At 66.6% G+C, this 13902-nt stretch carries 11 protein-coding genes and 1 other RNA gene; 8 read left to right on the forward strand and 4 right to left on the reverse strand.

The window, feature by feature from the left end; all coding sequences use genetic code 11:
- The first annotated feature begins 2 nt into the window (after nucleotides 1-2).
- From F4558_RS03470 to mctP, 5 genes are all read left to right on the forward strand, one after another.
- Nucleotides 3-1160, forward strand: a complete 1158-nt coding sequence (locus F4558_RS03470; RefSeq protein ID WP_167943172.1) for a bifunctional RNase H/acid phosphatase — start codon at nucleotides 3-5, stop codon at nucleotides 1158-1160.
- A gap of 89 nt (nucleotides 1161-1249) precedes the next feature.
- On the forward strand, nucleotides 1250-1330 hold the full coding sequence (locus F4558_RS32295) for a putative leader peptide (protein ID WP_350874228.1): 81 nt from the start codon (nucleotides 1250-1252) through the stop codon (nucleotides 1328-1330).
- Between the two features lie 111 nt (nucleotides 1331-1441).
- The gene (locus F4558_RS03475; protein ID WP_167943174.1) at nucleotides 1442-3913 is read left to right on the forward strand and encodes a M14 family zinc carboxypeptidase; all 2472 of its coding nucleotides are present in this window, start codon (nucleotides 1442-1444) and stop codon (nucleotides 3911-3913) included.
- Between the two features lie 242 nt (nucleotides 3914-4155).
- A complete protein-coding gene (locus F4558_RS03480; RefSeq protein WP_053653199.1) occupies nucleotides 4156-4410 on the forward strand; it encodes a DUF3311 domain-containing protein in 255 nt (84 codons plus the stop codon).
- 58 nt (nucleotides 4411-4468) lie between these two features.
- Complete coding sequence (gene mctP, locus F4558_RS03485) at nucleotides 4469-6118, forward strand: monocarboxylate uptake permease MctP (protein WP_167943176.1); 1650 nt, start codon at nucleotides 4469-4471, stop codon at nucleotides 6116-6118.
- Nucleotides 6119-6285: 167 nt separating this feature from the next.
- Here the strand turns inward: mctP and F4558_RS03490 are convergent, their stop codons facing one another.
- Nucleotides 6286-6822, reverse strand: a complete 537-nt coding sequence (locus tag F4558_RS03490; protein ID WP_167943178.1) for a TetR/AcrR family transcriptional regulator — start codon at nucleotides 6820-6822, stop codon at nucleotides 6286-6288.
- Between the two features lie 87 nt (nucleotides 6823-6909).
- On the opposite strand from F4558_RS03490, the gene F4558_RS03495 reads away from it, so the two are divergent.
- Nucleotides 6910-7800: an NmrA/HSCARG family protein gene (locus F4558_RS03495; protein ID WP_167943180.1), complete on the forward strand. Its 891-nt coding sequence runs from the start codon at nucleotides 6910-6912 to the stop codon at nucleotides 7798-7800.
- A gap of 134 nt (nucleotides 7801-7934) precedes the next feature.
- On the opposite strand, the gene F4558_RS03500 is transcribed toward F4558_RS03495, so the two are convergent.
- Nucleotides 7935-8393 (reverse strand): MarR family winged helix-turn-helix transcriptional regulator, encoded by a 459-nt coding sequence (locus tag F4558_RS03500; protein WP_167943182.1) that lies wholly within the window; start codon nucleotides 8391-8393, stop codon nucleotides 7935-7937.
- Between the two features lie 54 nt (nucleotides 8394-8447).
- Between F4558_RS03500 and F4558_RS03505 the strand changes: the two genes are divergently transcribed.
- On the forward strand, nucleotides 8448-9680 hold the full coding sequence (locus F4558_RS03505) for an MFS transporter (RefSeq protein ID WP_167943184.1): 1233 nt from the start codon (nucleotides 8448-8450) through the stop codon (nucleotides 9678-9680).
- Nucleotides 9681-9692: 12 nt separating this feature from the next.
- On the opposite strand, the gene F4558_RS03510 is transcribed toward F4558_RS03505, so the two are convergent.
- Nucleotides 9693-10454, reverse strand: a complete 762-nt coding sequence (locus tag F4558_RS03510; protein ID WP_053653204.1) for a sulfite exporter TauE/SafE family protein — start codon at nucleotides 10452-10454, stop codon at nucleotides 9693-9695.
- Nucleotides 10455-10585: 131 nt separating this feature from the next.
- Between F4558_RS03510 and rnpB the strand changes: the two genes are divergently transcribed.
- Nucleotides 10586-11002, forward strand: an RNA gene (gene rnpB / locus F4558_RS03515) — RNase P RNA component class A.
- A 373-nt stretch (nucleotides 11003-11375) separates the two neighbouring features.
- Here rnpB and F4558_RS03520 read toward each other — a convergent pair.
- On the reverse strand, nucleotides 11376-13598 hold the full coding sequence (locus F4558_RS03520) for a protein kinase domain-containing protein (protein ID WP_167943186.1): 2223 nt from the start codon (nucleotides 13596-13598) through the stop codon (nucleotides 11376-11378).
- Nucleotides 13599-13902: the final 304 nt, after the last annotated feature.

A 13902-nucleotide genomic window follows, 5' to 3' on the forward strand; every position in this document is an offset into this window, starting at 1 on the left:
TCGTGGCACCGCGCGTGGTAGTCGTCGAGGCCGACGGCGGGTCCCGGGGCAACCCCGGTCCGGCCGGCTACGGCGCGGTGGTGCGCGACGCGGAGACCGGCGAGGTGCTCGCCGAACGCTCCGAGTCCCTGGGTACGGCGACAAACAACGTCGCCGAGTACCAGGGGCTGATCGCCGGTCTGACGGCCGCCGCCGAGGTGGGTGCCAGCGAGGTGGACGTCCGGATGGACTCGAAGCTCGTGGTCGAGCAGATGTGCGGCCGGTGGCAGATCAAGCACCCCGGTCTGCGTCCGCTGGCCGCACAGGCGGCGACGCTCGTGGGCCGGTTCGACGCCGTCCGGTTCACCTGGATTCCCCGCGACCAGAACCGGCACGCCGACGCGCTCGCCAACGCCGCGATGGACGCCGCCGCAGGCCGCCCCACGCCCTCCGCCACCAGCGCCCCGGCCTCGGCCAGCGCACCCGCCGGCGGTGCCGTGATCGGCAGCGACCCGGCGACCGCACCGGCGTCCTGGGAGCCGCGTCCGAGCTTCACCGCCACCCGGCTGGTACTGGTGCGCCACGGCGAGACCGAGTACACCGAGCAGGGCCGCTACTCCGGCCGGGGCGACGTGCCGCTCTCCGCGCGCGGCCGCGCCCAGGCCCGCGCCACCGCCGCCCGGGTCGCCGAGCTGGTCCCTTCCGTCGCGGCCGTGCTCAGCTCACCGCTGTCCCGGTGTACGTCCACGGCGGCGACGATCGCCGGTGCGCTCGGTGACGTGCCGGTACGCACCGAGGACGACCTGATCGAGTGCGACTTCGGCCAGTGGGAGGGGCGTACCTTCGCCGAGGTGCGTCAGCAGTGGCCGGGGGAGATGGACGCCTGGCTCGCCTCACCCCGGATCGCTCCGCCGGGCGGTGAGTCGTTCACCCAGGTGGCCGAGCGCATCCGGCGGGTCGTCGGCGCGCTTCCCACGGCGTACCCCGCGGAGGCTGTGGTTGTCGTCTCCCACGTCTCGCCGATCAAGCTGGCGCTGCGCGATGCGCTCGCCGCCGGTGACGGTTTCCTACATCGGCTCTTTCTGGACGCGGCCGGCATCTCGGTGCTCGACATGTGGCCCGACGGTGGGATCGCGGTGCGGACGGTAAACGACACCGCACACCTCGCCAAGATCGACTAATTCCCACCTATCGGGAGGGTTTTAGCTTCAGGGCTCCGACCAGGGCGGAAACCGTTGACAGTGGAGCTCCTGCGCCCCAAGATCGGTTTGTGCGAAGCGTTCACCTGACGAAGCGGGGTCACATCGACCTCCTGCGCGTCGCCAGCGCAGCCTGTCGACGCTCCATCTGACGCCGGGTCCACCCCTTTCTCGCACGCAGCAGGCGTACCCCCCTTCACCGTTGGTCTCCGGCCCAGCGGCGAGTCCGCCTGCGCGCGTACCTCCCGACAGGAGATCTGTCCATGTTGCTCAAGAGACGTCTGTCCCGCCTCACCGTGACGGTGGTGAGCACCGCGCTACTGGCCACCGTGGCCCTGACGAACCCGGCGTCCGCCAAACCGGGGCACTCGACCCCGGGGCATCCCGCGCCGAAGCACGGTGCCAACCACTCCGACGTCCGGGGCTACCCCCGGCAGAGCACCCTCCCGGTCTGGCCGGACAACCCGGCTGACGCCTCGATCGCGATCGGTGTCGTCCCCTACGACGAGATCGCGCCGAAGCTGAACGCCCTCCAGCGGGCCAGCAACCGGGTCTCCGCCCACGTCGCCGGCAAGTCCGCCGGTGGCTACGACCTGTACGTGGTCACCGTGACCGCGCCGGAGAGCCGCGCCGAGGCCCAGCAGCAGGAGACCTGGAAGCGGCTCATCGAGGACGACCCGGCACGGGCGCAGCGGGACCGCAAGCTGCTCGCCGGCTACAAGACCCCGCTGTTCGTCAACGGCAACCTGCACGGCAACGAGTGGGAGGGCACGGACGCCGCGCTGCGGGTCATCGAGGACCTCGCCACCGACCGCAGCCCCGAGGTGGCAGCGCTGCTCAAGCGCAACCGGCTGGTCTTCATCGTCACCGCGAACCCGGACGGACGGGTGGCCGGGACCCGGCCCAACTCGGCGGGTTACGACCTCAACCGTGACCTCACCATCGTCTCGCAGCCCGAGACCAGGATCATCCGTGATCTGATCATCGACACCAAGCCGATCATCACGCTGGACCTGCACGGATACGTCAACCCGACCCTGCTGCACCCCAGCACCCCGCCGCACAACGTCAACAACGAGTACGACCTGTACATCAAGCACGGCCTGCCGAACGCCCTGGCAATCGAGGAGGGCCTGCGCGGTCTGGGCTACCCCGAGACCCAGCAGGCGCGGATTCCGTTCCGTGACGACGAGCCGGGCGTGTGGGACGACTTCCCGCCGATCTACGTGCCGTCGTTCGCCATGCTCCAGAGCAGCATCCCGTACACCATCGAGGCGCCGCTCAACCCGCGCGGCACAAACCTCACCCCGGCCGAGCGGGTCCGTCGCTCCGGCATCAACACCGACGTGCACGAGGTGGCGATCCGTACGTCGCTGCGCTACATCCAGGACCACCGCGCGCAGGTGCTGCACGACCAGGCCGAGGTCTACCGCCGTGGCCTCGCCGGTGAGCCGCTGCGCGACATCCCCGACGGCTACGTGCCGGGCTGGGGTCCGGAGGACAACTACAACACCACGTTCCCCCGGTCGTACGTCATCCCGGCCGGCACCGGACAGCGCTCCGAGCCCGCCGCGGCCCGACTGGTCGACCTGCTGGTCGGCAGCGGCGGCCGGGTGTGGCAGGCGAAGAAGGCGTTCAAGGCCGACGGCAAGACCTACCCGGCCGGCTCGTACGTCGTCGACATGCACCAGCCCAAGCGTGGCCTGGTCAACTCGCTGCTCGAACCGGGCGCGGACATCACCGACCGGGTGGGCGACCTCTACGCCGGCCCGGCCGCCTGGAGCCAGGGCCTGACCTGGGGCGCCACTGTGGACACCCTGTGGAACACCCTGCCCAAGGTGCCCCTGGAGCGGATCAACGACGCGCGTGCCGAGGGCACCCTGCCCGCCGGCAAGTCCGACCTGCGTCTGGACCTGCGCGACGCCGCCGACCTGCTCGTGGTGAACTCGCTGCTGGCCAAGAACGTCGCGGTCCACCGGCTCGCCGACGGATCGGTTGTCGTTCCGAACACCCCGGCCAACCTGAAGCTGGCCCGTGCCGAGGTGAAGGCTCACGGCGTGCGCTTCGAAGCGGCGCCGAAGGGTTGGCGGGGCACTCGGCTGGACCGGGTCGTTGTCGGCTACATCGGCACCGTCGAGGAGCGGGACACTCTCGCCGCCCTGGGCTTCGAGGCGCGTGCGGTGACAGCCGCGACGCTTGCCGGCACGCTGACGTCCGACGTCGACGTGCTGCTTGTCGCCAGCAACGTCAACCTGACGAACCTGACCGCCGAGAACCGGGCTGCCCTTGACGGCTTCCTGGCCCGCGGCGGCGGCGTGGTCGGCCTGGGCACCCCCGGGGCGTCCTTCGGCAACGGCACCGGGCTGCTGAGCGTGACCGCCACAGCGGCACCGAGCCTGGCCAGCGGCGTGGCCAACATCGTGAACAACGGCGGGCCGGTCACCACCTCGGCCATCCCGCACTCGTTCATCAGCCAGCCCGTCTGGTTCACCAACCTGGGCGCCAACGTCCAGGTCGAGCAGTCGTACGCCGCCGACCCGCTGCTGTCGGGCTGGTGGGCCACCAGCGGCGCCAACGGGCAGGCCGCTGCGGCAAACAACGCCAGCATCGTGCGGGCCGTCTCCACGGCAGGCAACGGCGTGGTGCTGTTCGGCACCGACCCGACGTTCCGCCTGCACCCCAAGGGTCTGCAGTCGCAGCTCGGTCGGGCGCTGCTCTGGGCAGCCCAGCGTTGAGGCTGATCGGGTGAGCTGACAGCCTGCCCACGTGGGGCCCGGGTGCGTTTCGCACCCGGGCCCCACGCCGTCTCCGGGGCGGCTCGGATCGGCCCGACACCGGGTACGTCTGTCGATGCCGCTGGGCGCACTACGGACGCCGTTCGGCGCAGCACCGTCCATTCATCGACCGTGATGACGGTCACAGAGTCGTAGCCTCCGGCCGTTACATCGAGAGCCACGACTCCCCGGAGGTGTGTCAGATGGCTGTACCGGAACCGGATGCGCCCACCACGGCGCCCACGACGGCCCAGTCCAGGGCGAAGGACCACAGCCCCTGGAACTGGCTGCTCTTTGTGCCAATCGTGGTGCCGCTGATCCCGGCGTTCTTCAACGGCGACGCACCACGGATCTTCGGGTTCCCCCGCTACTACTGGCTGCAACTGACCTGGATCCTGCTCGGCGTGTCCACCACGACGTTCGTCTACCAGATGACGAAGAAGCGGAGGGTCCGGTGAGCGCGAGGAGTGAGCCGGGTTTGCGAGTCCCGCAGTCGCGAACGAAGGAGGTTCGCTGATGTGGCGCGACCATCTCACCGAGATCATCGTCTTCACTCTGCTGTTCCTCCTGGTCAGCGCCATGGGCTTCGTGGCAGCGCGCTGGCGGGCGCCGAAGGACATGGCGCACCTGGACGAGTGGGGTCTGGGCGGGCGCAGCTTCGGCGGCTGGATCACGTGGTTCCTGGTCGGCGGTGACCTCTACACCGCGTACACATTCGTGGCGGTGCCGGCGCTGATGTTCGGAGCCGGCGCGGCCGGGTTCTTCGCGGTGCCGTACACGATCGTCGTCTACCCGCTTGTCTTCCTGGTGCTGATCCGGCTCTGGTCGGTCTCGCACCGGCACGGGTTCGTGACGCCCGCCGACTTCGTCCGCAGGCGGTTCGACTCGCCGGTGCTGGCGCTGCTGATCGCGATCACCGGGATCGTGGCCACGATGCCGTACATCGCCCTGCAACTGGTCGGCATCGAGGCGGTCCTCAAGACCATGGGCGTGACGGGGGAGAGCGCCCTGGCCCGGCACCTGCCGATCATCATCGCGTTCGCCATCCTGGCCGCGTACACCTATCAGTCGGGGCTGCGCGCGCCGGCGCTCATCGCGTTCGTCAAGGACAGCCTGATCTACATCGTGATTCTTGTGGCGGTCATCTACCTGCCGTACAAGCTGGGTGGTTGGGGCGACATCTTCGACGCGGCGGACGCGAAGTTCCAGGCGTCGCCGAACCCGAACGACGGCATCCTGCTCAACGGCAACAACCAGCTCCAGTACGTCACACTGGCGTTCGGTTCGGCGCTGGCGCTGTTCCTCTACCCGCACAGCATCACCGGTGTGCTGGCCAGCCGGAACCGCGACGTGATCAAGCGGAACATGTCGGCGCTGCCCGCGTACAGTCTGCTGCTCGGTCTGATCGCGCTGCTCGGCTACATGGCCATCGCGGCGGGGGTGAAGCCGCTGCCCGGGGCGACCGAGGGCAGCGTCGACAACAACACGATCGTGCCGCTGCTGTTCGACCAGCAGTTCCCGGACTGGTTCGCCGGGGTCGCCTACGCCGCCATCGGCATCGGCGCGCTGGTGCCGGCGGCCATCATGTCGATCGCGGCGGCGAACCTGTTCACCCGCAACATCTACAAGGAGTACCTGAAGCGGGACGCGACCGCCGCGCAGGAGGCGAACGTCTCGAAGATCACCTCACTGGTGGTCAAGGTGGGGGCTGTGGCCTGCATCGTCTTCCTCGACCCGCAGTTCTCCATCGACCTCCAGCTCATCGGCGGCGTGATCATCCTTCAGACGCTGCCGGCGGTGGCGCTGGGCCTCTACACGCGCTGGTTCCACCGGACGGCGCTGATCGCCGGCTGGGCCGCCGGCATGGGGCTCGGCATGTGGATGCTCTACCACGTGGCCAGCCCGACCCGGAAGCACTTCGGCGGCTCGGCGTTCCCGCTGGAGAAGTTCGGCTTCGACACCCCCAAGACGATCTACGTGGGCATCGTGGCGGTACTTGTCAACCTGGCGGTAGCGGCCCTGTTGACGCTGATCCTGCATGCTGCCAAGGCCCCCGAAGGCGTCGACGGAACAACCCCGGACGACTACTTCGCCGACGAGGGCGACCCCCGAGTAACCCCAGGCCCCACCTCCGAAGCCAACGCAGCCCGAGAACCAGTCGCCTAACCCCGCCCCGCCCCGCCCGGCCCGTCCCTCCCCGTCCCTCCCCGACCCGTCCCCGTCCCCGCCCCTTCCGTCCCGGTCGATCATGGAGTTGTGGTGCCTGGTTGACGGTGGTTCACGCCATTCGTCCCCCACCACAACTCCATGATCGACGGAGGCCTGGACGTTTGTTAGTCCTTTGGCCCGATTCCTTGCAGGGCTAGGGTCAGCAGTTGATTCGCCTTGGCTGCGCCTGTTGGTTGCGCCGCTAGTGAGATGCCGTTGGCGAGAATCATCAGGTCGGCCATTGTGACGTCGGGCCGTACCGAACCGTTGTCGATGGCGCGGCGCAGCAGTGGCTCGCCGGCATCAATGAGCATCGTGCCGCAGGAGTCGGTCTCCTCGACGGGCTCGTTGAGGAGCGAATCCGCGAGGCCACGGGTCGTCGTGGCGTACGCGGTGACCTCGTGCAGCCAGGTCGTCAGGGCGTCGAGGGAGTCCGGCACGTCGCGCAGATCCCCGGCGCGCGCTGCGAGGTTGCGGACGCAGCCGCGGAAGACCGCCTGGAGCAGGGACCACCGGGTGGGGAAGTGCCGGTGCAGGGTCGCCGAGCCCACCCCGGCGGCGCGGGCGATCTCCTCCAGTGAGGCGTACGCGCCATCACGGGCGATCGCCTCGGACGCCGCCTTGATGATCCGGTCGTAGTTGCGCTGCGCGTCGGCTCTCATGGTCCACCTTGCAAAAGTGGGGTGGTCCCCCATATCGTAGCCGACGAGAAGTGGGGGGCCACCCCACTTGCTTTCTCAGGAGGCATCATGGCTGTTCTCGTCATCGGCGCGACGGGCAAGCAGGGCGGGGCAACAGCCCGGGCGCTGCTCGACCGTGGCGTTGCGGTCCGTGCTCTGGTCCGCGATCCCGGCACCGACAGCGCTCAGGCTCTGCGGGCTCTGGGCGCCGAACTGGTCACGGGCGACCTCGACGACGCGGAGTCGCTCGTCGCGGCAGCGGACGGGATGGACGGCCTCTTCTCCATCCCGTACCCCGATGTGACGAACATGCAGGGCGACGCCGAGGTGACCCGCGGTCGCAACGTCGTCGAGGCCGCACGCAAGGCCGGTGTGTCGCACGTCGTGCACAGCAGCGTCTCGGGTGCCGGAGAGTTCCACCGCAACCAGCCCGGGTGGGCCGAGGGTCGGTGGGACAGGAACTACTGGGAGAGCAAGGCGGCAATCGACGAGATGGTGCGCTCTGGTGGCTTCGCGCACTGGACCGTTCTCAAGCCGTCGACCTTCATGGAGAACCTCGTCGGCTGGTCCTACCTGTTCGGCGACTGGTCCAGCGGCACGATCATCACCGGCTTCGCCGAGGACAGGCGGCTTCCGTGGATCGCCGTCGACGACATCGGGGAGGCCGCGGCGATCGCGTTCACCAACCCGGAGAAGTTCGGCGGCCTGGACGTCGAGCTGGCCGGTGACCTGCGCACAATGACCGAGGTCGCGGCCATCCTGAGTGAGGTCACCGGCCGGGAGGTCGCCGCACCCGTGCTCACCCCGCAGCAGGCCGTCGAGCGCGGTCTCCTGCCCGCCATGGTCAACGCGGTCGAGCAGATCAACGAGAACGGAAGCCCCGCCCGTCCGGAGCTGACCCGTGCCCTGGGGCTGCCCACCACCGACTTCCGCACCTGGGCGCGGCGGACGTTCTCCTGACTCTCTGCCAGTCGCGGAGCGTCACCAGGCGGGGCGAGAGCCGCACCGAAAGTGGGCGGCGGGTGCAGGAGCGGCGGCGGCGCCGGGATTGAGGAGCGGCGGCGCGGAGTGCGGCAGCGGCGGGCGGGGGTTCACTAGCGGCGGCGGTTGCGGTTCACCAGGGCCTGGTTGAGGCGGCCCAGCAGGGTCGCCAGGGCGGCCTGGTCCTCGTCGCTCCAGTCGGCCAGGAGTTCGCCGTAGAGCCGGGTCCGCGCGGACCGCACCGCCGCCATCCGTTGGAGGCCGGCGGCCGTGGGGGAGATGACGGTCCCGCGGCCGTCGGACGGGTCCGGGGTACGCGTGATGAGCCCGTCGCGCTGGAGCGCTGACACCTGCCGGGTGACTGTCGAGCCGTCCAGGTTGAGCTGGGCGGCGAGCGCGGAGACGTTCTGCGGGCCGGCGGCGTCCAGGTGGCGCAGGATCACGTACGCCGCCCGGTCGAGCACCCGGTGCTCGGCGGTGCCGGTGGCCCGCCGGGTCGCCTCGCCGAACCGCATCAGGAGTGCGACCTCGGTTTCGATCCGGCCGAGGGTGCGCTCGTCGTCGTCGCTCATAGCTGTACGATACAGGATAAGTGTCTGTATCATACAGCTATCTGGGGAGTCGTAGTGGATCGGCGCACCGAACCGAACCGCAGTGCCATCTACGCCACCACACTGGTGGCCTTCCTCGCCATCGCCGGCATCGCCGTCGTCGACCCGATCCTGCCGGCCATCGGCGAGGCGATCGGAGTCACCGCCTGGCAGGTCGAGCTGCTGTTCACCGCGTACATCGCGGTCATGGCTCTCGGCATGATCCCGGCGACGCTCGCCAGCGGCCGGTTCGGGTTCAAGCCGGTGCTGATCACCGGCGTCTCCGTGGTCGGCGTCGCCGCGATCCTCGCCTCGCTCAACGACAACATCGTGCAGCTCTCCGTGCTGCGCGGCGTCTGGGGGCTCGGCAACGCGATGTTCTTCGCCACCGCAATGGTGGTGCTCGTCAACCTGGCCGTCGACAGGGAATGGGCGGTCAGCCTCTTCGAAACCGCACTCGGTCTCGGCTTCGCCGTCGGCCCGCTGATCGGCGGCCTGCTCGGCCAGGTCAGCTGGCGGCTGCCGTTCTTCGTCTGCGGCGTGTTCATGGTCCTCGCCCTCGGCGTGGCAGCCCGCAAGCTGCGCGAGCCGACCACCCGCCAACCCTCGGTACGGCTCGGCCAGATCTTCGCCACCTACCGCCGTCCGGCGTTCATCGTGCTCTGCGTGGTGACCGGCACGTACAACTTCGTGTTCTTCGTGGTGCTCGGCTACACGCCGCTCTTCCTCGGCCTCGACGTGATCCCGCTGGGGTTGGCGTTCACCGGCTGGGGCCTCGGCCTGGCCGCCGGCATCCTCGTGATCGGCCACCGGCTCGCCCACCGGATCGGGGCTGTGCAGACCGTCGGCGTGGCCATCGTCGGGCTGCTGGTCTGCATGGTCCTCTTCGCCACCTCGACAAGCACCGCCGAAGCGCTCGTGGTGCTGGTGCTCTCCGGGCTCTGCATGGGCCTGGCCAACGCCAACCTCACCGACCTGGCGCTCGGCCTCGGCTCCAGCGACCGCCGGGTCGCCACCGGCGCGTTCAACCTCGTCCGCTGGGGTGCCGCCGCGCCCGCGCCGATCATCTCCGGCAAGCTCGCCGAGCACTCGCTGTCGCTGCCGTACTGGGTCGGTTTCGGGGTGCTCGCCGTCGGCGTGCTCGTCTACCTGGCCTTCGCGCACGTGATGGCCGCCGGCTACGGCGAGCGGGTGCTCTGGGCCCGCTGGAACCGAGCCGCCGCCGACAGCGAGCACGCCCCAGAAGAGCCGGTAGGCGAGGCGTACTGAAGGCGCCCCGGGTCAGCTCAGGGCGCGCCACAGCAGGTAGAGGCCGATCGCCGTACCGAACACCACGATCAGCGTCTTGAGCACCACCGGCGGCAGCCGGCGGACGAGCCGCGCGCCGACGTACCCACCAATCAACGTGGCTGGCGCGACCACCGCGACGGCCGTCCAGTTCACCGGGCCGAACAGGGCGAAAACCACTAGCGTCGTGAGGCCGACCACCGCGGAGAGCAGATTCTTGATCGCGCTCACCCGTGCCAGGGTCGCGTCCAGCACCAGGGCCAGGCCGGCGACGAGCATCACTCCCAATGCCGCGCCGAAGTACCCGCCGTACACCGCGCCGACAGCGACCATCGTCTGCACCGCGACCGTCCGGCGGCGCGGCGACAAATCGCGGGGGTGACCGACCAGGCGGCGCAGCGGATCCTGGAAGGCCAGCACCGCTGTCGCGCCGAGGACCAGGAAGGGTACGACGACCTCGAACGCGCGGGCAGGCGTGGCCAGCAGCAGCAACGCCCCGGCGATCGTGCCGACCAGGGCGGTGGGTACGAGGGTCGCCAGCGCCCGAGGACGTGGCAGATCGGCCTTGCTGCCCGCCACGGCGGCCACGTAGCCGGGGAACACGGCCACCGAGTTGCTGACGTTCGCCGGCACCGGCGGCAAGCCGGCCGCGATCATCGCCGGAAAGGTGATCAAAGAACCGCCACCGGCCACCGCGTTGACAGTGCCAGCGGCGAGACCGGCGGCGAGCAGCAGCGCGGCGTGAGGGAGATCCATAGCCCTCTGAGGCTAGTCCTTGCCCCCGGCGACCGAGTCCCCGGACCGTCGGCCCCTGAGCTGCGCGATCTTGCCCAGGCGGGGCGGCAATACTGGCCGACCGCGCGTCGTTAGGATGAGAGCGCGACGGACGAGTCGACCGGGCGGTCGCGTCGGCGGGCTCCGGCCCGCCGCCGAGGAACGTCCGGACTCCACAGGGCAGGGTGGTTGTTAACGGCAACCCGGGGCGACCCGCGGGACAGTGCCACAGAAAACAGACCGCCAACCCCCACGGGGGTCGGTAAGGGTGAAACGGTGGGGTAAGAGCCCACCAGCATCCCGGGTGACCGGGGTGGCTCGGTAAACCCCACCCGGAGCAAGGCCAAGTAAGGGCCGTCACCGGAAGATGACGACCCGGCGCAGACGCTTGAGGGCTGCCCGCCCGATGTCTGCGGGTAGGCCGCTGGAGCCTGCCGGCAACGGCAGGCCGAGATGGATGGCCGCCGCCGGCGCAACCCCTTCGGGGTACGCGCCGCGCACAGAATCCGGCGTACAGGTCGACTCGTCCGTCGCCCACCAGCTCAGAAGCCGCGATCAAGGCAATGCCCCGGGCCGTGGCGATCTCGGGCGAGTGGCTCGATGATGCGTCGATCAGGGTCGACGGCAACAGTCCTGACTACTGACTACTGACTACTGCCTGCGCCATGCGATCGCGGCGGGCTTCGTGAGCGATTCCCGGACGAACTCGCGCTGTGCTGAGTTCCGCACCGACGTGGGCGCGGTGTCCGGCGACTGTCGGTGGCTCACCGCCCCGGCACTGTAGGCGGGCCGAGGCGGTGAGCCACCCCTGCACCGCCCGGAGCGCGGTGCCTTGATCTAAACAGAGTAGTTCGACAGTAAGCGCTCCCGCCTGCACCGCCAGTGCTTAATCTATCAAGATAATTAGCGCTCGATTGAGTCTAGAACTCGTCGCAGAACCTTCTGTGCATACTTTACACCTACCCGATCCACCGAAGCATTGGAAATGTGGATCGACGTGGAGAAGATCCCCTGCGTTCCCGGAATTCTTTTCGTGTTCGGGAACTTGCTCAGGATCTCGTTGATCCTATTGTTAAGGATGCTTCGCGCGCGTTCGTTGGAGCTTGTCTCGATTGGTATCTCATGAAGCCTGAGCTCGACCTCAATATTCGTTCTGGGTGACTTTTCTGATCCGAACGTCTCCTCGGCGGTGATGACAATGCTCGTTCGGCCAGACGTGCTTGAGAATGCTCCCGCCGACTTGAGTCCGATCGAGGAAAAGCCGGATAATGCGAACGCGAGCTCTCTAGTGAATTGCGAGAGAGTGAGCTGCTGCTGCTCCTCGGTGCGCAGAATGGATTCGACTGAAAACAGCTCGTCCATAACTTCTAAAAAGTCTGGGTATCGGTCACGAATTTCCGCCGTGCACTTTTCGTACCATGCGAGAAATCGTTCTGCAGCCTCGGCGGATGGCCACTTCTCCAATCTCTCACGCAGCGCCCTTGAGTTGTCTGCACGTCCGATTGGCGTTGGATCCGAGCCTGCAACGGCAAAGAATGCGACCTGGCCAAAGGCGTAGATGTCGACGGCTTTCTTTCGTGCGACAGGCGACCTAGGGTTTCCCAATTGTTCAGGTGCGGCATAAGAGAGATTGCCCCAGGCCTGCTTAGTTACTTGCGTTGCCTGGCTAAACCATGCCAGATCGAAATCGGTCAGAAATGGTAGCCAATGCTCTTTTTCCTGGTCGTAAACGGCGAGGATGTTCTCCGGCTTGATGTCCCTATGGATCACCCTCCTGCTATGGGCATGAGATATGGTCTCACCAATCAGAATCATGAATCTTAGAAGCGCTGCCGGGTCATCAATTACTGCCGGCATGTCCCTAAGGGTGGGGCCTTCGATGTAGTCCATAAAAAAGCCAACCGGGCAATCCGAATAGCCATGAACCTTGACCACCCTGGGGTGGTCGAGCTGCTGCATGGCTCGGTATCCTCGATGGAAAAGACCCCGCTTTTCGAGTACGCCGTAGTCGGCGGGGTGATAGATTTTGTAGGCGAGTGGCGGTAGGCCTTGCTCGTCTCTGGTGACCTTCCAGACAGTGCCGAATCCACCGCCACCCAGACGTTCGGAAATAACTCCTTCAGAAATCTTCGTGCCCCGATCAACTTCCGCAAGCTGCTTCACGCGATTCGTTACGGCCTCATGGAGCTTTGCAAATTCTGGGTCAGTGGCAAGGTCTCTGTGGGAAGCTGCTTTCTTGGCAAACCATGCGGCGGTAGGGGCCAACGCTTGTGATGCCGTGCGATACCCTTTCGATTTCCAGTCATCCAGATTCAGCATCAACTGCGAAGTGTAATCGTCGATGAACTGGCGGCCCTCTCCGAGGATCGCTTTCCTTTCCTCAGTGGGTAGCTTAGCTCTAGAGATAGGCGGCAGTCCTGTCGCCAGAACTACACGGCCAGCGTGGTCACCCTTGCTTACCATTATCTGTTCGCAGTCAAGCTCCTCAAGTCTCCGACCTACGAACTCAGAGAGACTGCCGACGGTCACAGATCCCTTAATGTCTGCTGCTTGGCCGTCTAGCCCTTCGACTAGGGCGAAAGTGAAGACTCCGTGACCCAGCTCGCTGTTCTCTTCAGCGGTCTGTTCCGGCCTGCATGCCGCAAGGAGAGTTTTTGATTCCGATCGGCTGCTTATTCCACGTTCGACATCAGCAACGGAAATTGACCTCGCTTGAGGAATGAGTGGAGTGGCACCCGAGTGGCAGCAATCTAGAACGACAAGGCAGTGCGGCACTAACTGTGAAATGCGATCTACATATACGCTGAGCATTTCGACCGCTATGCCTAGCTCGAACTCTCTGCCATCGTGAGTTACTAGGGAGGACCCAAAATCTGTTGCCATCCCGTGTCCTGCAAAGTAGAATATGAAGAACTTGGGGGGATCGCGCTGCATTAGTTGCAGCAGTTCAAGGATGTTGTACCGCGTTGCCTCTTCATTTATCAGCCGGTAAGTGGAGAAGGAGTATTCCGGCAACTCCAGGTAGTCAGCTACTATGGCAGCGTCCGCAGCGCAGAAATCTAACTCGTGACCTGGAAAGTGCTTATACTCGTCGATTCCGACACAAATTGCAACCCGGTCAGCCAATGATGCAACCTTTCATTATCCAATTAAGGGGTGATTTGAATCCAGCCTGGCGGGTATTTCTCCTTGCGTCTCAAGGTTGCCGGCTGGATTCGGGGGCGGCAGGAAGGATACCGCCTCTATCATGAGGAATTTGCCCGCGTGTCGATGTAGGTCGGTTGAGCGAGATGGCAACCACGAGTATTTGCTGCTCGTGGGCATATCGCTGCTTGTGTGACAGATCAAGGACACTAAAGTGATCTTAGCTACTTTTCGGCAGGTATTTGTACTCTAAGTGGGTCAGGTGTAGCGCGACGGCGACGATGTC

Origin of the sequence: Micromonospora profundi, assembly GCF_011927785.1 — a bacterium.
GTDB classification, from domain to species: domain Bacteria; phylum Actinomycetota; class Actinomycetes; order Mycobacteriales; family Micromonosporaceae; genus Micromonospora; species Micromonospora profundi.